This is a genomic window from Rhizomicrobium sp. (assembly GCA_037200985.1).
Classification (GTDB): domain Bacteria; phylum Pseudomonadota; class Alphaproteobacteria; order Micropepsales; family Micropepsaceae; genus Rhizomicrobium.
Map to the genome: position 1 here is coordinate 3,499,638 of JBBCGJ010000001.1, position 16,630 is coordinate 3,516,267.

Annotated in this window: 22 protein-coding genes and 1 tRNA gene; 5 read left to right on the forward strand and 18 right to left on the reverse strand. The window is 67.3% G+C overall.

Translation table 11 applies throughout. The features are described from left to right. Positions 1–10: 10 nt before the first annotated feature. Positions 11–322, reverse strand: coding sequence for a YggT family protein (locus WDN01_17150; protein MEJ0027755.1), 312 nt, complete (start codon positions 320–322; stop codon positions 11–13). A 192-nt stretch (positions 323–514) separates the two neighbouring features. Here WDN01_17150 and WDN01_17155 point away from each other — a divergent pair. Then, a tRNA-Ala gene (locus WDN01_17155) sits at positions 515–590 on the forward strand. Positions 591–701: 111 nt separating this feature from the next. Here the strand turns inward: WDN01_17155 and WDN01_17160 are convergent. Continuing rightward, the gene (locus WDN01_17160; GenBank protein ID MEJ0027756.1) at positions 702–1,913 is read right to left on the reverse strand and encodes a PQQ-dependent sugar dehydrogenase; all 1,212 of its coding nucleotides are present in this window, start codon (positions 1,911–1,913) and stop codon (positions 702–704) included. A gap of 68 nt (positions 1,914–1,981) precedes the next feature. On the opposite strand from WDN01_17160, the gene WDN01_17165 reads away from it, so the two are divergent. Continuing rightward, positions 1,982–2,425 carry a hypothetical protein gene (locus tag WDN01_17165; protein MEJ0027757.1) on the forward strand — a complete coding sequence of 148 codons (444 nt, stop codon included), beginning with the start codon at positions 1,982–1,984 and terminating at the stop codon, positions 2,423–2,425. A 6-nt stretch (positions 2,426–2,431) separates the two neighbouring features. Here WDN01_17165 and WDN01_17170 read toward each other — a convergent pair whose 3' ends face one another. The 5 genes from WDN01_17170 to WDN01_17190 all read right to left on the reverse strand — a co-directional run bounded on the left by WDN01_17170 (position 2,432) and on the right by WDN01_17190 (position 6,313). Then, entirely contained in the window at positions 2,432–3,232 is an 801-nt protein-coding gene (locus WDN01_17170) for an enoyl-CoA hydratase/isomerase family protein (GenBank protein ID MEJ0027758.1), read from the reverse strand. A gap of 187 nt (positions 3,233–3,419) precedes the next feature. Further along, a complete protein-coding gene (locus WDN01_17175; GenBank protein MEJ0027759.1) occupies positions 3,420–4,256 on the reverse strand; it encodes a hypothetical protein in 837 nt (278 codons plus the stop codon). 69 nt (positions 4,257–4,325) lie between these two features. After that, complete coding sequence (locus WDN01_17180) at positions 4,326–5,126, reverse strand: SDR family oxidoreductase (protein MEJ0027760.1); 801 nt, start codon at positions 5,124–5,126, stop codon at positions 4,326–4,328. Between the two features lie 11 nt (positions 5,127–5,137). Then, positions 5,138–5,743, reverse strand: coding sequence for a TetR family transcriptional regulator (locus WDN01_17185; GenBank protein ID MEJ0027761.1), 606 nt, complete (start codon positions 5,741–5,743; stop codon positions 5,138–5,140). An 81-nt stretch (positions 5,744–5,824) separates the two neighbouring features. Further along, positions 5,825–6,313 carry a DUF2244 domain-containing protein gene (locus WDN01_17190; GenBank protein ID MEJ0027762.1) on the reverse strand — a complete coding sequence of 163 codons (489 nt, stop codon included), beginning with the start codon at positions 6,311–6,313 and terminating at the stop codon, positions 5,825–5,827. A gap of 69 nt (positions 6,314–6,382) precedes the next feature. Here WDN01_17190 and nth point away from each other — a divergent pair, with 69 nt between their 5' ends. Continuing rightward, positions 6,383–7,084: an endonuclease III gene (gene nth / locus WDN01_17195; GenBank protein MEJ0027763.1), complete on the forward strand. Its 702-nt coding sequence runs from the start codon at positions 6,383–6,385 to the stop codon at positions 7,082–7,084. Here nth and WDN01_17200 read toward each other — a convergent pair. Beyond that, the gene (locus tag WDN01_17200) at positions 7,038–7,412 is read right to left on the reverse strand and encodes a hypothetical protein (protein MEJ0027764.1); all 375 of its coding nucleotides are present in this window, start codon (positions 7,410–7,412) and stop codon (positions 7,038–7,040) included. The two genes, nth and WDN01_17200, sit on opposite strands and share 47 nt — an antisense overlap. Next, on the reverse strand, positions 7,409–8,083 hold the full coding sequence (locus WDN01_17205) for an EI24 domain-containing protein (GenBank protein ID MEJ0027765.1): 675 nt from the start codon (positions 8,081–8,083) through the stop codon (positions 7,409–7,411). Before WDN01_17205 ends, WDN01_17200 begins: the two co-directional genes overlap by 4 nt. A 46-nt stretch (positions 8,084–8,129) precedes the next feature. Here WDN01_17205 and WDN01_17210 point away from each other — a divergent pair, with 46 nt between their 5' ends. Next, positions 8,130–9,119, forward strand: a complete 990-nt coding sequence (locus WDN01_17210) for an adenosine kinase (protein MEJ0027766.1) — start codon at positions 8,130–8,132, stop codon at positions 9,117–9,119. A gap of 126 nt (positions 9,120–9,245) precedes the next feature. Here the strand turns inward: WDN01_17210 and WDN01_17215 are convergent, their stop codons facing one another. The 4 genes from WDN01_17215 to WDN01_17230 form a co-directional block, all read right to left on the reverse strand. Further along, positions 9,246–9,665 (reverse strand): secondary thiamine-phosphate synthase enzyme YjbQ, encoded by a 420-nt coding sequence (locus WDN01_17215; protein ID MEJ0027767.1) that lies wholly within the window; start codon positions 9,663–9,665, stop codon positions 9,246–9,248. After that, a complete protein-coding gene (locus WDN01_17220) occupies positions 9,662–10,159 on the reverse strand; it encodes a Smr/MutS family protein (protein ID MEJ0027768.1) in 498 nt (165 codons plus the stop codon). The genes WDN01_17215 and WDN01_17220 overlap by 4 nt, the downstream gene beginning before the upstream one ends. After that, a complete protein-coding gene (locus WDN01_17225) occupies positions 10,156–11,280 on the reverse strand; it encodes a murein transglycosylase A (protein MEJ0027769.1) in 1,125 nt (374 codons plus the stop codon). The genes WDN01_17220 and WDN01_17225 overlap by 4 nt, the downstream gene beginning before the upstream one ends. Before the next feature lie 165 nt (positions 11,281–11,445). Beyond that, on the reverse strand, positions 11,446–12,120 hold the full coding sequence (locus tag WDN01_17230) for a Tim44/TimA family putative adaptor protein (GenBank protein MEJ0027770.1): 675 nt from the start codon (positions 12,118–12,120) through the stop codon (positions 11,446–11,448). 189 nt (positions 12,121–12,309) lie between these two features. On the opposite strand from WDN01_17230, the gene secB reads away from it, so the two are divergent. After that, positions 12,310–12,801 (forward strand): protein-export chaperone SecB, encoded by a 492-nt coding sequence (gene secB / locus WDN01_17235; protein ID MEJ0027771.1) that lies wholly within the window; start codon positions 12,310–12,312, stop codon positions 12,799–12,801. Positions 12,802–12,819: 18 nt separating this feature from the next. On the opposite strand, the gene dnaQ is transcribed toward secB, so the two are convergent. Genes dnaQ through WDN01_17260 form a run of 5 tightly spaced genes read right to left on the reverse strand, consistent with a single transcriptional unit; the run spans position 12,820 to position 16,408 of the window. Beyond that, positions 12,820–13,521 (reverse strand): DNA polymerase III subunit epsilon, encoded by a 702-nt coding sequence (gene dnaQ, locus WDN01_17240; protein ID MEJ0027772.1) that lies wholly within the window; start codon positions 13,519–13,521, stop codon positions 12,820–12,822. Beyond that, entirely contained in the window at positions 13,521–14,141 is a 621-nt protein-coding gene (gene coaE, locus WDN01_17245) for a dephospho-CoA kinase (protein ID MEJ0027773.1), read from the reverse strand. Before coaE ends, dnaQ begins: the two co-directional genes overlap by 1 nt. Beyond that, positions 14,131–14,994 carry a shikimate dehydrogenase gene (gene aroE, locus WDN01_17250; GenBank protein MEJ0027774.1) on the reverse strand — a complete coding sequence of 288 codons (864 nt, stop codon included), beginning with the start codon at positions 14,992–14,994 and terminating at the stop codon, positions 14,131–14,133. Before aroE ends, coaE begins: the two co-directional genes overlap by 11 nt. Further along, entirely contained in the window at positions 14,991–15,584 is a 594-nt protein-coding gene (locus WDN01_17255) for a Maf family protein (GenBank protein ID MEJ0027775.1), read from the reverse strand. Before WDN01_17255 ends, aroE begins: the two co-directional genes overlap by 4 nt. Further along, a complete protein-coding gene (locus WDN01_17260) occupies positions 15,584–16,408 on the reverse strand; it encodes a pyruvate, water dikinase regulatory protein (GenBank protein MEJ0027776.1) in 825 nt (274 codons plus the stop codon). Before WDN01_17260 ends, WDN01_17255 begins: the two co-directional genes overlap by 1 nt. Positions 16,409–16,630: the final 222 nt, after the last annotated feature.

Consider the following 16,630-nt stretch of genomic DNA (forward strand, 5'->3'; position numbering starts at 1 on the left):
GCCATCGCCGTCAGCGCGGGTACATCAGATAGAGGATGAGGTTGTTGAGGAAGATGCGCAGCAGCTCGACGCAGATCCACACGATGATGGGCGACAGGTCGAGGCCGCGGATCGGCGGGATGATCCGGCGCACCTGGCGGAACACCGGCTCGGTCAAGGCGTCCAGGATCTGCATGATCTGGCGCGCCACCGGATTGCGGATGTTGAGAATGCCGAACGCGACCAGCCAGCTCGCGACCACCGCGATGATGATGATCATGATGTAGAGGTCCGCGACCGTGTTCACGAGCCACAGCAGCGGGGAGAGGAAGACGTTTGCCATCGAAGGAAAGAGGCCTTTCGCCAATCGCGTGAGCGCCCTTGTACTGGCTGGCTCGCCGCATTCCAAGCGCGCGGGAACCGGGCGGCGGCGTCAGATGCGCCGATTTCCCGGTGTTTTCGCCAGCCTTGACACGCGAAGGGCCCGCTCCCTACATACCCGCCGCGCCGGGCGACCGGCGTTCAAGCGTGGTTCGGGGCTGTAGCTCAGTTGGGAGAGCGCCTCGTTCGCAATGAGGAGGCCAGCGGTTCGATTCCGCTCAGCTCCACCAATCTACGCTGCGCAGCAGCGGAGATTGCCCTCCGAAGCTCCGCAGGAGCGTAGGAGGGCCGAGCCACGGACCTGCGCAGCTTCGATTGGCAGGCCAACCGATTCCATCCGCCTACTTCCCCGCATAGCTCACCCGCCACACCACGTTCCCGGCATCGTCGGCGATCAGGAGGCTGCCGTCCTTGGCGACGGCGAGGCCGGCGGGGCGGCCCCAGACCTCGGCCGGGTCGCCCGGCTTGGACGCACCGTTCCAGAAGCCGGTGACGAAATTCTCGTAGCCGCCCAAGGGCCGGCCGTTCTTGAACGGCACCAGCACCACCTTGTAGCCGGTCGGCGCGCCGGCGTTCCACGAGCCGTGCAGCGCCACGAAGGCATCGCCTTTGTAGGATGCCGGGAACTGGCCGCCTTCGTAGAACACCAGGCCCAGGGGCGCGGAATGGGCGCGGAATAAAAGGTCCGGCGGAATCGCCTTGGCCACCAGGTCGGGACGCCTGCTGCCCCAATCGGGATCGGGATGCGGACCGAGCCAGGCATAGGGCCAGCCGTAGAAGCCGCCCGGCTGCAGATGGGTGAGATAGTCCGGCACCATCTGGTCGCCATAGCCGTCGCGCTCGTTGACGGTGACGAAGAGATCGTCCGTACCCGGATAGAAGGCCAGGCCCACCGGATTGCGCGTGCCGGTCGCGAAGGGCCTCAACGAACCGTCGGGCGCGATGGTCTGCACGCTGGCGCGCGTCGGCGCATCCGGCCCGACATTGTTGGAGCTGCCGATGCCGACATAGATCGTCCCCTTGGAATCGATCGCCAGATCGCGCGTCCAGTGATAGCCGTTGGGCGACAGGTCCGGCGCGGTCGTCACGCGCTCTTTCTTGCCGGCCCTGGCCGCGCCGTCGGCATAGGCGAGGCGCCACACCGCCTTCACGTCGCCGACATAGAGCGCGCCCTTGCCCATCGCCAGGCCATGCGGCTTGTCGAAGCCGGAGGCGAAGGTGCTGACGACGACCTTGCCGCCCGCCTCGTGGAGCAGGTCGACACGGCCCGCGGATGGTTCGGCCAGGAAGACGTCGCCGTTCGGCGCCACCGCCATCCAGCGCGGATTGACGAAGCCGGACGCATAGACCGCGATCTTGAAGCCGGGCGGCACGGCGGGGACGGCGCCGGCCGGCCGGGCCACGACAGTCGATGAATTGGCCACCGCGGGCGTTGCGAAGGGTTTCGGCAAGTCCTTGACCTGGATATCGAATTTCTGTCCGGGCCGGTCGGCGGCCGGGCTCGGCCCGGCGCTCAGCAGAAGTGCGGCGGCAAGGGCGGGCAGGCGGGCCATGGGATCTCCCGAAAGGAAGGCTTTACGCGCTTAGCGTAAACCAGTGGCGAGAACGTTCGAGTCCCGTCATGCGATCCGTGCCCCTTGCCGCGCTGCTGCTATCGGCCGCCCTTCTGGCCGGGCCGGCGCGCGCCGCGGAGGGCGGCGACGACAAGGACGGCGACGGCAAGGCGCCCAAGCACAAGGTGACCCAATCGGATTCCTACATGATGGTCGATCCCCTGTATCTGCCGATCTTCGAGGGCGACCGGCCGGTCGGCATGCTGATGATCGGCGTCGGCATCGACATCCCTGACCCCCGGCTGCGCGCCGAGGCGGAGCACGCCATGCCGATCCTGCGCGACGGCTTCGTGCGCAACCTGATGAATTTCAGCACGACCTCGGTGCGCTCCTGGCGCCAGCCCGACGCGGCGGCGATCGCCGACCGCCTGCAGCGCGTGACCGATCGCGTCCTGCGCCGCAAGGGCGCCAGGCTCCTGCTCGCCCAGGTCGCGATGCGGATTTCGAAATAGCGAGGCTCAGCGACCGGTGAATTTCGGTTCGCGCTTTTCCAGAAAGGCCTTGATCGCCTCGCGGTAGTCCTCGCTCGTCGTGGCGAGCGCGTACTGGTCGAGATCCATGAAGGTCGTGGCGTGGTGCAGCGCATTGGCCGCGGCGTTCACGCCCTGCTTGGACATGCGAACCGCATTCGGCGGCAGCCCGGCGACCTTGTCCGCCCAGCGCCGTGCCGCGGCGAGCGCTTCGCCGTCCGGCACGACCTCGTCGGCGAGGCCCCAGGCGAGCGCCTGCTCCGCCTCGAGCTTCTCGCCGAAGATCACGAACTGCTTGGTGCGCGAGGGTCCGATCAGCGAGACCAGGCGCGGCACGGCGTGCCAGCTCATGTTCATGCCCAGCGGAATCTCCGGCAGGCGCATATGCGAGCCCCTGGCCATGATGCGGAAATCGCAGGCTGCGGCCAGCGCGCCGCCGCCGCCGATGCAGTATTTCTCGATGGCGCAGATGGTGACCTGCTCCACCTTCTCCCAGGCGTCGCACAGGTCGGGACCGATGCGAGTCATATGACGGCGTTCGAGCAGGCCGGAAGCGCGGCGGCGGTCCATCGCGGGGTCTTTCAGGTCGGCGCCGGCGCTGAAAGCGCCCTTGCCGGTGAGGATCACCGCCTGGGTCTCCAGATCGTCGGCGAAGCCCCGCGCCGCCGCGGTCATCTCCAGGATGAGCTGGCGCGACAGCGCATTGCGCCCATCGCCGCGATCCATCGTGACGGTCGCGACGGCGCCGTCGCGCTCCACCGATACGAACGCGCCGATCTTCGTCGCCATGCGATCCCTCCGGGCGAAAACTAGAGTTTGTTACAATCGGATTTATCCAAAAAACCGTCATCGCCGGCCTTGTGCCGGCGACCATAAGCACACCTGCCGCGGTTGGAAGTATGGGCGGCCGGGACAAGCCTGGCCATGACGACCTTTTCCAAACGATTCAACCCGATACGAAGCCAACCCTAGCGCATCACGGCGGCGAGTTCTGCACCGCGGTCACGGTCTGGCCGGAAACCATGTAGCGGAGGACATATTCCTCCAGCTCGGCACTGCCGGCCTCGCGGTCGTGGAAGCGGAACTCTGCCTCGTCGGCGCCGGCGCTCACGCTGCCGAAATCGTCGTCCGCGACGGACAGGCTGTGGCGCCCCGCGAATATCGTTCGCGGCGCGCGCGCGGTCGGGCCCGGCCGGCGGATGGAATAGGCGATGTCCGACAGCGGCGCCTCGCACAGCGTGGGCAGGTGTTTCTCAGCCAGGAAGCGTCGCCCGTCCGCGTCGGGCGGCGAAACCGCGTAGTCGAACCGGTCGTAGGATTTGCGGCTGTCGCGATAAGGCGGCGACGCCACGCGCATGATCTCGGTCCAGCCGGCGTCGCCATGCTGGAACAGCATGAGCTCGGTATCGGTGCCGCACGGGATTCCGAAGGTCGCCGTGATGCCGAGCAGGCCGGGATCGATGCGCCGCACCTCGAAGGTCAGCTCCCATCCGCCGCGGGCGGCGCCCATCGTGACCGGTGTGTCGGTGCGCGCCCAGCCGAGACGCGACAGATCGACTTCGATGCCGTCGGCGTCGACGTTTTCCGGCTGGCAGCGCATATAGGCGAGCACGAAAGCGGCCAGGCTCGACTTCATCTCGATGATCGCGACGCCGGCCTCGCGCGACAGGAGGGTGCTTGCATCGGCGCCGGCGGGAATCGTCAGCAGCGCGCTACGGGCGTCCTGCACCAGCGAGGCGGAGGCGCTGATATCGGCCTGCGGACAATTCGCGGCCCGCGCGAGCGGCGCCGTCGCGAGAACGATGACAAGCACGAATATCGGACGCCACACAGCACTCCCCCCGAGGCGGCGCGCGGAGCATCGGTTCGCTTTGCGGCGGATTTATGCCGGACTTTGCATGTTGTGCACGATGCCGAGCAGCGTGGTGCGCGGCAGGAAGGGCGCCAGCGTGGCGAGCATCCTGTTGCGCGCGCCGGTGACGACGATGCGGCGGTTCTTCTGGAAGCCGCGATAGCCCATCCGTGCCACCGTGGCCGAGCTCATCGGCGTTCCGAGATTCGACAGCTTGGTCTTGCCCGTGCCGGCGCGGGCGCGGAAATTGCTTTCTGTCGGTCCGGGACATAAGCAGCTCACATGCACGCCGGTGCCTTCGGCCTCTTTCCACAAGGCTTCGGAGAACGACAGCACGAAGGCCTTGGACGCGTAATAGACCGCCATCAGCGGGCCGGGCTGGAAGGCGGCGGTCGAGGCCACGTTGAGCACGCCGCCGCGGCCATAGGACAGCATCCGCGGCCAGAAGGCATGCGTAAGCTCCGCGAGAGCGCGGATGTTGAGATCGATCATGCCCATCTCGTCCTTGAGGTCCGAGCCGGCATAGGCGCCGGCGATGCCGTAGCCGGCATTGTTGACCAGAACGTCGACGCCGAGGCCGCGCGCGCGGATCGTGTCGGCGAGGACACTCGCGGCGCCGACGACGCCGAGGTCGGCCGCGATGGCGGTGGTTTTGATCTTATGTTTGGCGGCGAGTTCGCCCGCGAGCTTTTCCAGCGCATCCGCCGACCGGGCGGTGAGGATGAGGTCGTAGCCGCCTTCCGCGAAGCAGCGCGCCAGTTCGACGCCGATCCCCATGCTGGCGCCGGTGACGAGCGCGGTCTGTCCTTCACCCTTGCGTTTGCGAGCCATGATGTCCTCCCTCAGGTGTTGGCGATGGCGCGCCACAGCGCGTCTTCCATGGTGGCGGCGGTGACGGCGTCGAACGCGATCGCATCCTGGCCGGCGAATTTCGCGAGTCCGGCTGCGGCGCCCCACATCAGGGCGACGACGAGGGTCGGATCGATGTCGCGGATCGCGCCGGCCGCGCGCGCCTCGGCCATGAAGACCTGGGCGGTTTCGGCATAGGTGCGGCCGAGGGCGCGGGACTCCGCGTCGAGATAGGCGCCGTGATGGTGCAGGTCCATGAACCTTGCGGCGCTGGGATAGGTCCGGGCGAACGCCATCATGCGCTGCCAATAGGCGGAGAACTTCTCGCGCGCGGATAGCGACGGCGGCAGGGGCGCCAGGACGAAGGCGTTGTAGACGCCCTTCCAATGGCGGTAGAGCGCGTTGACCAGCGCCTCTTTGCTGGCGAAGTAACGGTAGACCGTGCCGATGGCGACCCCGGCCCTGGCGGCGATTTCCGGTACCGCGACGCCGTCGAAGCCCCGCGCCTCGAACAGGTCGAGCGCGGCATCGAGCAACCGGACGCGCTTGTCGCTTCCGGCGAATTTTCCTGTGTTCTCAATCGTTTCTAACGTCGTCACGTCGCGCTGACACATGAATGAACGTTCATTCATATCGCGACCCGGTGCTTTCGGCAAGGGAGGGAGGATCGGGAAAGAAGCCTATTCGGCCGGGACGAAGGCGGCGCGGGCGTCGCGCAGCGCGGCTTTCAGCGTGCCTGCAAAGCTGGCCCGCTCCTCCGGCGCCAGGAACTGGCCGATGCGCAGGAACCGGCCATGGCTCCACAGGGTGAGCTGGCTGGCGTGTTCGGGCGGATCGTCCATCTCGACCCGCACCCAATAGGGATTGAACATCCATTCCCGCGACGGGCCGTCCGGCGGGATGCGGGCGACGGTGAGCCGCGCCGGCGTCAGCGTCACCCGCTCCGCCCGCCTGGCGGCGCGGCTGCTGGCGCGGAAGGCCCAGGCCAGCAGCGCCACGTCGAGGCCCATGAACGGCGCGATCGGCCAAGCGCCCTTGAGGACGAAGCTCAGCGCGAAGACGACGTTGATGAGCCCGACCGCGATCAGGATCGCGCGCAGTGTCTGCGGCCGCAGTGGCGGACTGGGCCGCAGGACCGCGTCGAGCAGGATGTCGTCTTCGGACGCCATGGCGAGGGCAATACTTGCGCGGCAAATCCGTTCCCGCAACAGTCCGCGTGCATCCGCATCAGGCCCGCAATGCCACGCGCCTTCACGCCCGCCGAGATCGACGATTTCTTCGCCCGGCTGAAGAAGGCGATTCCCGAGCCCAAGACCGAATTGAAATCGGTGAATCCCTACACGCTGCTGGTGGCGGTGGTGCTGTCGGCGCAGGCGACCGACAAGAGCGTGAACAAGGCGACCGAGCCGCTGTTCAAGATCGTGGACACGCCGGAGAAGATGGTCGCGCTGGGCGAGGCGAAGCTGACACAGTACATCAAGACCATCGGGCTTTATCGCGGCAAGGCGAAGAACGTCATCGCGTTGTCGAAGCTTCTGATCGAACGCCATGGCGGGAAGGTGCCGCACACGCGCGAGGAGCTCGAAGCGCTACCCGGCGCGGGGCGCAAGACGGCGAATGTCGTGCTCAACGTCGCCTTCGGCCAGAAGACCATCGCGGTCGACACCCACATCTTCCGCGTGTGCAACCGCACCAACCTGGCACCGGGCAAGACCGTGCTCGAGGTCGAGCTGAAGCTCGAGAAGAAGGTGCCGGACAAATACAAGCTGCATGCCCATCACTGGCTGATCCTGCACGGGCGCTATACCTGCATCGCGCGCAAGCCGCTGTGCCCGACCTGCGTGGTGCGCGATCTCTGCCGCTACAAGAACAAGACGCAGGAAGGCGAGGTCGTCAGGAAACCGGCCGCGGCGGCGCGACGCGGGCGCGCAGCGCGCTGAGGCAGGTCTCGTCGGCGGCGATGCTTCGGCCGCGCGGCGCGGTCTCGACATGCCACACCGCGGTATCGCCGGCGCGCGAATAGAGGAAGAAGAACGCCTTGCAGGACGCGCCGTCGAAGCGCCAGATCTGCGCCGTACCGTCATGGCGCACGAAGGCCGGCTGGCCGTATTGCGCCTTCAAATCCGCCTCGTGCAGGCCGGTGGTTCCCACCGGCTCGCCTTCCGGCGGCGCGGCCGGAAGCGCGACATGGTCCGGCCCGGCCGACCGCGGCGCGGCGCAGGCGCCGAGCAGGGCGCAGAGCAGAAGAACGAGGACCGGCCGGTTCATGACTTTCCTTCCAGATGCGTCACGCGTTTGAACAGATGTGCCATCAAAGCGGCACCGAAAAAAGGCGCGATCAGGTCGATGCCGGGAATAAGGGTCAAGACCGCGATCACCAGTCCGCCGGCATAGACCTTTCCCGCATGGCGGCGCCGCAACGCATCGCTTTGCTGCGACGAAAGATGGCGCAACGCCGCGAGCTCGAAGAACTCGCGCCCCAGCAGCCAGCCATTGGCGAGCAGCGCGACGGCTTCCGGAACGAACGGGATCTCGGCGTCCAGCGCCAGCGCCGCGCCGTTGATCAGCACGGCCAGCACGATCAGCTTCACGCGCTCGCCGGTGCCGCCGAGGAAGGGCGCGCCCGGCGCCTTGGGATCGTTGGGATAGAAGCGGGCATCGACCTTGGCGGCGATGCGGTCGAGGAACAGCGAGCCGACCAGCGCCGCCACCGGGGCGCCCAGCGCGAGGACGGCGAGGAGCAGGGCCAGCGGCGCGGCGACTTCGAGCAGCGTCTTGAGCCAGGCCGGCACCGAGGCGGGAAGCTGGACGATGACGTATTCGAGGCCCACGATCAGGCCGACGAACACGAGCCCGGACACCACCAGCACCCAGAACAGCAGGCCCACGAAGTCGCGGCCGAACAGTGTCGCGACCGTCTTGCGCAAGCTTGCGAACATGGCCGGCGTCCTCTAACTCACTAGCGGTTATAGCGGGGAACGGCGCATGGCGCACAAATTCGACGTGACGGGAATGGGCAATGCGATCGTGGACGTGCTGGCGCCCGTCGAGGAGCAATTCCTGCTCGACCATTCCATCGCCAAGGGCGTGATGACGCTGATCGACGAGCATCGCGCGGTCCAGCTGCACGGCGCGCTCCGGAACACGCGCGAGATCGCGGGCGGCTCGGGCGCCAACACCATGGCGGGCTTCGCCTCGCTGGGCGGCAACGGCGTCTTTCAGGGCAAGGTGAAGCAGGACCGGCTGGGCGAGGCCTTCCGCGCCTCGATGAAGGACACCGGCGTGCATTTCACCACGCCGTCCGCAACGGACGGGCCCGCCACCGCGCTCTGCGTCGTCGCGGTGACGCCGGACGAGCAGCGCAGCATGAGCACCTATCTCGGCGCGGCGCAGAAATTCTCGGTCGCCGACCTCAACGCGGAAGAAATCGCGGCGTCGGCCGTCCTTTATATCGAAGGCTATCTGTGGGACCCGCCGAGCGCGCGCGAGGCCTGCATCGCGGCGATGGACATCGCGCACAAGGCCGGCAACAAGGTCGCCTTCGCGATGTCGGACCCCTTCCTGATCGGCCGCTATGGCGACGAATTCCGCGCCAGGCTCGACAGTTTCGACATCATCTTCGCCAACGAGGATGAGTCCAAGGCGCTGTTCGAGGTGGAGACCTTCGACGAGGTGCTGCAGGCGGCGCGCCGCCACAAGGGCATCAAGGCGCTGACGCGCTCCGAGAAGGGCTGCGTGATCGCCAGCGGCGACGAGGTGCATGTGGTGGACGCCGCGCCGGTCGCGCGCGTGCTCGACACCACGGGCGCGGGCGACCAGTTCGCCGCCGGCTTCCTCTATGGGCTGACGCACAAGAAGCATCTGGCCGATTGCGGACGGATCGCGGGTCTGTGCGCGGCGGAGGTGATCTCGCACTACGGCGCCCGCCCGGAAGTCCCGCTGCGCAAGCTCGCGGTGGAGGCGGGGTTGATCTAAGACGCGCTGGTTTCGCGGAACCAATTCCAAATCGTCATTCCCGCGAAAGCGGGAATCCAGACCCAGCTATCCGCCCGTCACTGGATGCCCGCCTGCGCGGGCATGACAGAAACTTTTCTTACGCGGCTATTCGCCCATCACATGCGCCGCGACCTCGCGCACATGCCCGCGATCCCGGTGCTCGAACACATAGATCGCCTGCCAGGTGCCCAGCACCATCCTTCCGTCCGAGACCGGAATCGACAGCGACGTCTGCGTCAGTGCACTGCGGATATGCGCCGGCATGTCGTCGGGGCCTTCCGTCGTGTGCCGGTAGAGGCCCGGGTCGCGCGACACGGTGCGGCGCATGAAACCTTCCAGATCGGTCAGCACATCGGGATCGGCATTCTCCTGCACCAGCAGCGACGCCGAGGTGTGGCGGATGAACAGCGTCAACAATCCCTCGCGGATTGCCGACTGCGCGACGAAGCGCGCGACCTCCGCCGTGATGTCGACGAGACCGGGACCGCGCGTGCGGATCGCGAGCGTGGCGGAGTGCTGCTTCATCGGCCCTTGCGCAGATAGACATAGAGCGCGCCCTCGCCACCGTGTTTGCGATGCGCGCCACGCGTGCCGGCGAGCAGGCCGGCGAATTCGGGCTCCTTGAGCCAGCGCGGCACCGCGGCCTTCAGCACGCCGCGCGCGCGTCCGTGCAATTCCAGGTCGAACGGCGCGTCCGCATCCATCGCCTTACCCTTTCCGGTCACCACCAGAACGAGCTTGTGCCCCCTTTGTTGCGCGCCCTTCAGAAACAGGATCAGCGCGCGATGCGCGGCATTCTCCGTCAGGCCGTGCAGGTCGAGCTTGGCCTCGGGCTCCAGGAGGCCGCGGCGCAGGCGTTCCGTGGTGCGGCCGTCGACGCCGCTGCCGCCCTCGACGATGCGCGCGGGGCGCTTGGGCGGCGCGGGCGGCTTCAGGACGTCGGCGTGGAGCGGACGCGCCTCGGCGAAGCTCTGCACGAAGAGCTCGCGTTCCTCCTCGGTCGTCTTGCGCCGGCTCATGGCGTCGGCGCCACGCCGTCCGGCAGCAGCACGAAGAAACGCGCATGCGCCTTCATCTTGCCGGCGGTGTCCTCGGCCTCCGGCCCGAAGCCGAAGAAGATGTCGGCGCGCGCCGGCCCCCGGATCGCGCCGCCGGTGTCCTGGGCGACGAACAGGCCCTCGCCCGCGATGAACATCGGCGTCCCGAAGGCATGAATCGTCGGATCAACGGCGACGCTGGCGCGCGGCGTCAGCGCCACGCCCTCGCTGCCCGCCGGGCCCAGCGCGCGGTCGCCCACCTCTTCCTGTCGGAAGAAGATGAACGACGCGTCGGTCTCCATCACCCGCCGCCCTTCGACCGGATGCGCCGTCAGCCAGGCGCGGATCGACTGCATCGAGACGTCCGCGCGCTTGAGCGCGCCGTCGGCGATCAGCGTGCGCCCGATCGGCGTATAGGGATGGCCGTTCTGGCCGGCATAGGTGACGCGCAGCATCCGCCCGTCGTCCAGCCGGACGCGGCCGGAGCCCTGGATGTGCAGGAAGAACACCGACACCGGATCGTCGCTCCAGAACAGCACCGGCGCGGTCCGGGGCGGATGCGCGTCGATCTGGGCGCGCGTCGGATAGGGCTTGAGATAGTGGCCGTCGACGCTTCCGGCGATGCGAACACCCTTCCATTCGGGGCGGAACAGGCCGAGATCCACCATCACCAGGTCGTCCGGCACGCCATAGACCGGGGCGCGATAGGCGCCGTGACGCGTGGCGCTGCCCTTCAGCAAGGGTTCGTAATAGCCGGTGACGAGGCCGTCGCCGTTGTCGATGGCATAGGGCGTGAAGGCGCTTTCGAAGAAGCCGCGCGCGTCGCCGGTGGCGGCGGCGCAGGCTTTCTGCCAGTCCCGGGCGGTTCCCGCATAGGCCATCGGGGCGTCCGGCGGCAGCGCGGCGATCTTGGCGCAGGACCGTTTGAATGCGGCCAGGGCGGCCGTCGTGTCGGCCTCGCGCCAGCCCGGCAGATCGGCATAGGTCGCGGCGCCGAGCCGCAAATGCTCCAGCGGCGGAACGCGGACATAGCTCCACCACACGCCGAAACCGACGGCGGCGATCAGGACAAAGAGGAGAACTAAGAGAATCCGCGGACGCATCGAGACACAGTAATGCGATTTCGGACTACGCTTAAACCCGTTAGGGGCGGGCCTGACCCGTCGATCTGTGATTCACGCGGAGCCGCGGAGACCGCGGAGTTCTGTATTACCTCCGCGGTCTCCGCAGCTCCGCGTGAAAACGAATCCGATAGACGGACGGTCGGATTAGGGCGTCCCGCCGGAGGTCGCGACCAGGAGCCAGTTGGGATCGCGGGCCTTCACGTCGCGCGTGAAGCTCCACACATCGGTGACGTCGCGCACCGATTTGGCGTCGCCCTCGATGGCCTTGCCGTCGGCGTCCACCGTCGCCGAGATGAACTGCGCCCCGATCGCCACCGTGATCTCGGCCGCGCGGTTCTTGAGCGCGGCATGCACGATCTTCACGTCCTTGAAGCCGACGAAGGTGAAATCGACCGTTTCCCTGCGCTGCTCGCGCCCGGCGATCACGCCCGCGAAGGCGGCGAACACCTCGGCGGACAGCAGTGGCTTGAGCGTCGCGCGGTCGCCCCGCGCGAAGGCGGTGACGATCGTCTCATAGGCGGCACGCGCGCCGGCGAGGAAATGCTCGGTCTCGAAGGTGCGGTCCGCCAGCTTGATGTCGAACAGGCCGCGCGCCACCGGATCGGCCGGCCGTTCGGCGATCTGCTCCGAGCGGCTCGGCAGCGTCACGACATTTTCCTTGGGCGGCGCATCGGCGGGCGGATTGCCCGACAGGCGATAGCTCTCCTGCGGCGGCCGCTCGTTTCCCGTGCGGCGGCCCAGCACGGTGTACAGACGGAACAGGATCACCGCGGCGACCACGGCGAGGACGAGGATTTCCAGATATTGCGCGTTCGGCATTGTCGTAACTTTCGCAGCGGCCCGCCCATCCGCCGAATTCCCATCCTAAACCCAGGAGGCCCGAGGGTCCAGCTTGGAGGTTCGGCGTATGGCGATGCCGCCTCGCGGAAACCAGCCCTTTGCCTTGTCACGCTTGCGCGATCCGTGGTACCCGGCGGCCCCCACAAAACCCTCTGCAAGGAACGCATGATGAGCGCAACCGGTGCCCCGCCAAGCGGCGACAATGGAGCGGGCGGCGCGCCGCGTATCCAGATCATCGCGCAATACGTCAAGGATCTGTCGTTTGAGAATCCCGGCGCCCCGGCCTCGGTGACCATCCGGCCGCAGATCGATCTCGGCGTGGACCTCCAGGCCAGGCGGCTGGAGGGGCAGCTGTTCGAGGTCGAGCTCAAGCTGCGCATCAACGCAAAATCGCCGGAGGACAAGCCGGTGTTCCTGCTGGAACTGGCCTATGCCGGGCTGCTCCAGATCGTCAACGTGCCCGACGACGTGCTGCAGCAGGTCCTTCTGATCGAGGGGCCGCATCTTTTGTTCCCCTATGCGCGGCGGATCATCTCGGACGCGGTGCGCGACGGCGGCATGCCGCCGCTGATGATAGAGCCGATCGATTTCGCCAGCCTCTACCGCTCCAAGATGGATCAGATGCAGCAGGTCCGCGGCGGATCGAACGGGCTGGCGTAGAATGAAATCTACCCTCCCTCAAGGGGAGGGTAGGGCCATTCCCCACAGCGGGTCCTTGCCGAGCTCCTTCGCCACGAAGGCGGCATGGGCTTCGGCTTCGGCCGCGGTCAGGCGGGTGCCGAGCGGCTCGGGACGCTGACGGGCGGCGCCGGCCATGACGGCCCCCAACGCCGCGATCGCCTCGACCGGATCCAGCGACAGCTTGCGCTGCCGCCCGCCGACGAGTTCGAGATAGACCTGTGCCGTCAACTCCGCGTCGAGCAGCGCGCCGTGCTTGGTGCGGGCCGACAGGTCGATGGCGAAACGCTTGCACAATTCGTCGAGCGAATAGCGCGCGCCGGGGATTTTGGCCTTGGCGATCTCGATCGTGTCGATGGCGCGGGCATGCGGGATGGGCGATTTGCCGACGCGGTGCAGCTCCGAATTGACGAATTTGAGATCGAAGCTTGCATTGTGGATGACCAGCGCCGCGTCGCCGAGGAATTCGAGGAATTCCTCGACCACTTCGGCGAATTTCGGCTTGTCGGCGAGGAATTCGTCGGTCAGGCCATGGACCCGCGTGGTCTCGGGCGGCACCAGCCGCTCCGGATTCAGATAGGCCCGGTAGGTGCGCCCGGTCGGCAGATGATCGAACAGCTCGACACAGCCGATCTCGACGATCCGGTGGCCCTCCGCCGGCTCGAACCCCGTCGTCTCCGTATCCAGAACCACCTGGCGCATCAGCCCAATTGCCCTTGGCTGCGGCGCTCCCGCAGGGTCGCCACGATCATCTTCACCTGTTCGAATGCATGCTCCAGGCCCCGGTCGGTCACAACCACGAAATGGGCTTTTGCACGCTTTTCTTCGTCGGGCATCTGGCGCGAATGCAGATAGGCGAATTTCTCTTCCGTCATGCCTGGCCGCGCCAGCACCCTTTCACGCTGGATATGGGAGGGCGCGCTGACCACGACAACCGCGTCCATCGCGGCCTCGCCTTTGGTCTCGAACAGGAGGGGTATGTCGAACACGACCATGTCGGCGCCCTCGGCCGCGTCGAGGAAGCGCTTCCGCTCGCCGGCCATCAAGGGATAGACGATCGCTTGCAGCCGCGCCGTCGCTTCGGGGTTGCCGGTGACGTATTTGGATAGCTCGGCGCGGTCGACGGCGCCGGCTTTCACGGTGCCCGGAAAGGCCGCTTCGATCGGCGCCACGGCCGCGCCGCCCCGGCTGTAGAGCCGGTGCACGGCGGCGTCCGCGTCATAGACGGGGATGCCCAGCCGCGCGAACATCTTCGCCGTCTCGGACTTGCCCATGCCGATGGAGCCGGTCAGCCCGACATGCAGGGGACGCTTATCGGGCACGCAGCGCCTCTTCGAGATAGGCACGCAGCGCCGGCGTGACGGCGGGCCGGACGCCGAAGAAAGCCTCGAAGGCCGGCACGCCCTGATGCATGAGCATCCCCAAACCATCCGCCGTCCGCAGGCCCCGCGCCCGGGCGCGGGCGATCAGCGAGGTCTCCAGCGGATTGTAGACGATGTCGCACAGCGCGGCATCCCTCGGCAGGACCGACAGATCGATGTCGAGCGACGGCGCGCCCTTCATCCCGGCGCTGGTGGTGTGGACGACCAGCGCGACGCCCGCGGCCGCCTGGGGCCAATCCGCCATGTCGAACACGACGAGCTTCGGCGCAAGCTGCGGCGACAACGCGGCCGCAAGCTGATCGGCTCTACTCCGCCCGCGATTGAGGATGCGGATTTCCGCCGCGCCCAGATCGTGCAGCGCCACGGCGGCGGCCCGCGCCGCGCCGCCCGCGCCGAGCAGGACGGCCGACTTGCCCCTCACACAATCGGCGCCGAGATCTTCGCGCAGCGACGCCGTCAGCCCCGTGGCGTCGGTGTTGCGGCCTTCGATCCGGCCGCCCTCATGGAAGATCAGCAGGTTGACCGCGCCGGCCGCCTTGGCCGCGAGATCGCAATCGTGGCAGAGCGCGAAGGCGGCTTCCTTGTGGGGAATGGTGACGCTCGCGCCCCTGAACCCCGCCGCCATGATGCCGCGCACGGCGAGGCTAAAATCCTCCGGCTTGACCGCGAGCGGCACCAGCGCGCCGTCGATGTCCATCTCCCGCAGCCAGAAGCCGTGCAGGCGCGGCGAGAAGGCCTGCGCGACCGGCCAGCCCATGATGCCGGCGACCCTGCCGGCGCCCGTGATCGTCATGTCCGCAACACGCCCCGTCGTCTGAGTTCGGCCAGCAAGGGATGCAGCGCCAGGCCCAGGATGGAAAAATAGTCGCCTTCGATGCGCGCGAAAAGCTGCGCGCCCAGGCCCTCGAGCCTGTAGCACCCCACGGCCGACAACAGGCTCTCGCCTTCCGCCGCCAGATAGAAATCCAGGAAGCCGTCGCTGAAATCGCGGACGCTCAGCGTCGCGGTTTCGCCATGACGCCAGACCGCGGCGCCGGCCATGGCCAGGACATAGCCGCCGACCAGCCGGTGCGTGCGGCCGCGCAGGCGTTCGAGCAGGTGCCGTGCCGCGACCAGATCCGGGCATTTGCTGATGACCGCACCGTCGAACAGCAGCGTCTGGTCGGCCCCCAGGACAAGGGCTTGTGGATGACGCGTCGATATCTGGAGCGCCTTGGCCTCTGCCAGGCGGCCGGCGATGTCCTCGGCCGGCGTATCGGCACGCAAAAGATCGGCGGTCAGCGCGTCCTCGTCGATATCCGCCGGAATCGCGGCGAAGGGCACCCCGGCCGCGGCCAGGAGCCGCCTTCGGGACTCGCTGCCGGAGGCGAGGATGAAATCCACTACGCGCCTTCCTGCCGCTCGGCGAGCAGATTGACGATGGAAGCCGCCGTCTCTTCCACCGAGCGCCGCGAGACGTCGATCGCCGGCCAGTCCTGGCTTTCGAACAGGCGCCGCGTGTTGGTGACTTCCAGCCGCACCAGTTCCAGATCAACATAGTCGGTATCGCGCGCCTCGCCCATGGTCGAGAGCCGGTTGCGCCGGACCTGGATCAGACGGTCCGGCGATGCCCACAGGCCGACGATGAGGGGCTTCTTCACCGCCATCAGCTCGACCGGCAGCGGCATGTTGGGGACAAGCGGCACATTCGCCGCGCGGTAGCCGCGCATCGCGAGATAGACGCAGGTCGGCGTCTTGGAGGTGCGGCTGGCGCCGGTCAGGATGATCTCCGCCTCGCCCAGGGTCTCGAGGTTCTGGCCGTCGTCATGCGCGATGGTGAAATTGAGGGCTTCGATGCGATGCAGGTATTTCTGATCGACGTCGTGCTGGCCGCCGGGCTTGTGCGTCTCCGCCGCGCCGCTGCCGAGGAAGTTGCGCAGCGCGGCGATGGGCGCCTCCAGCACGTCGTAGAACGGCACCGCCAGCGCCGCGCAGGCCCTTTGCAGTTCCTGGCGCAGTTCCAGATTGACCAGCGTGAAGAACACCAGACCGGGCTCGGCCTTGATATGCTCGATGGCGCGCTGGAGCTGCCGCTGGCTGCGCACCAGGGCATAGAAATGCTCGTTCACCACGACGCCTTCAAACTGTGCCAGCGCGGCACGCGCGATGGCGTTCAGCGTCTCGCCGGTGGCATCGGAGACCAGATGGACATGGAACTGGGGATTCACAAAACCATTCCTCTTTCATCCACGCGCCATGTTGATGGACCCCGTTTCCGAGGAGATCCCGCGACGCTCGTGCGTAACCTTCGAAGCATACCGTTTCCGTCACCAGAAAGGCGAGCGCGGGGCGATGCCGCCGGCAGGCTAGACACTTGAGTCCAAAGCCTTTCCGGCCTAGAGCATTTTCCGCTCACCGACTCTTCCACAAATCACAGGCCTTACACCATC

What these genes read in the sequence shown, in the direction of transcription:
- WDN01_17165 (MEJ0027757.1), top strand. Translation starts at nt 1,982, where the DNA reads ATGCGATCCGTGCCCCTTGCCGCGCTGCTGCTATCGGCCGCCCTTCTG.
- WDN01_17170 (MEJ0027758.1), bottom strand. Translation starts at nt 3,232, where the DNA reads ATGGCGACGAAGATCGGCGCGTTCGTATCGGTGGAGCGCGACGGCGCC.
- WDN01_17230 (MEJ0027770.1), bottom strand. Translation starts at nt 12,120, where the DNA reads ATGCCGAACGCGCAATATCTGGAAATCCTCGTCCTCGCCGTGGTCGCC.
- WDN01_17160 (MEJ0027756.1), bottom strand. Translation starts at nt 1,913, where the DNA reads ATGGCCCGCCTGCCCGCCCTTGCCGCCGCACTTCTGCTGAGCGCCGGG.
- dnaQ (MEJ0027772.1), bottom strand. Translation starts at nt 13,521, where the DNA reads ATGCGCCAGGTGGTTCTGGATACGGAGACGACGGGGTTCGAGCCGGCG.
- aroE (MEJ0027774.1), bottom strand. Translation starts at nt 14,994, where the DNA reads ATGACGATCACGGGCGCCGGCAGGGTCGCCGGCATCATGGGCTGGCCG.
- WDN01_17215 (MEJ0027767.1), bottom strand. Translation starts at nt 9,665, where the DNA reads ATGAAGCAGCACTCCGCCACGCTCGCGATCCGCACGCGCGGTCCCGGT.
- WDN01_17210 (MEJ0027766.1), top strand. Translation starts at nt 8,130, where the DNA reads ATGGCGCACAAATTCGACGTGACGGGAATGGGCAATGCGATCGTGGAC.
- WDN01_17150 (MEJ0027755.1), bottom strand. Translation starts at nt 322, where the DNA reads ATGGCAAACGTCTTCCTCTCCCCGCTGCTGTGGCTCGTGAACACGGTC.
- WDN01_17205 (MEJ0027765.1), bottom strand. Translation starts at nt 8,083, where the DNA reads ATGTTCGCAAGCTTGCGCAAGACGGTCGCGACACTGTTCGGCCGCGAC.
- WDN01_17190 (MEJ0027762.1), bottom strand. Translation starts at nt 6,313, where the DNA reads ATGGCGTCCGAAGACGACATCCTGCTCGACGCGGTCCTGCGGCCCAGT.
- nth (MEJ0027763.1), top strand. Translation starts at nt 6,383, where the DNA reads ATGCCACGCGCCTTCACGCCCGCCGAGATCGACGATTTCTTCGCCCGG.
- WDN01_17220 (MEJ0027768.1), bottom strand. Translation starts at nt 10,159, where the DNA reads ATGAGCCGGCGCAAGACGACCGAGGAGGAACGCGAGCTCTTCGTGCAG.
- WDN01_17200 (MEJ0027764.1), bottom strand. Translation starts at nt 7,412, where the DNA reads ATGAACCGGCCGGTCCTCGTTCTTCTGCTCTGCGCCCTGCTCGGCGCC.
- WDN01_17225 (MEJ0027769.1), bottom strand. Translation starts at nt 11,280, where the DNA reads ATGCGTCCGCGGATTCTCTTAGTTCTCCTCTTTGTCCTGATCGCCGCC.
- WDN01_17180 (MEJ0027760.1), bottom strand. Translation starts at nt 5,126, where the DNA reads ATGGCTCGCAAACGCAAGGGTGAAGGACAGACCGCGCTCGTCACCGGC.
- secB (MEJ0027771.1), top strand. Translation starts at nt 12,310, where the DNA reads ATGAGCGCAACCGGTGCCCCGCCAAGCGGCGACAATGGAGCGGGCGGC.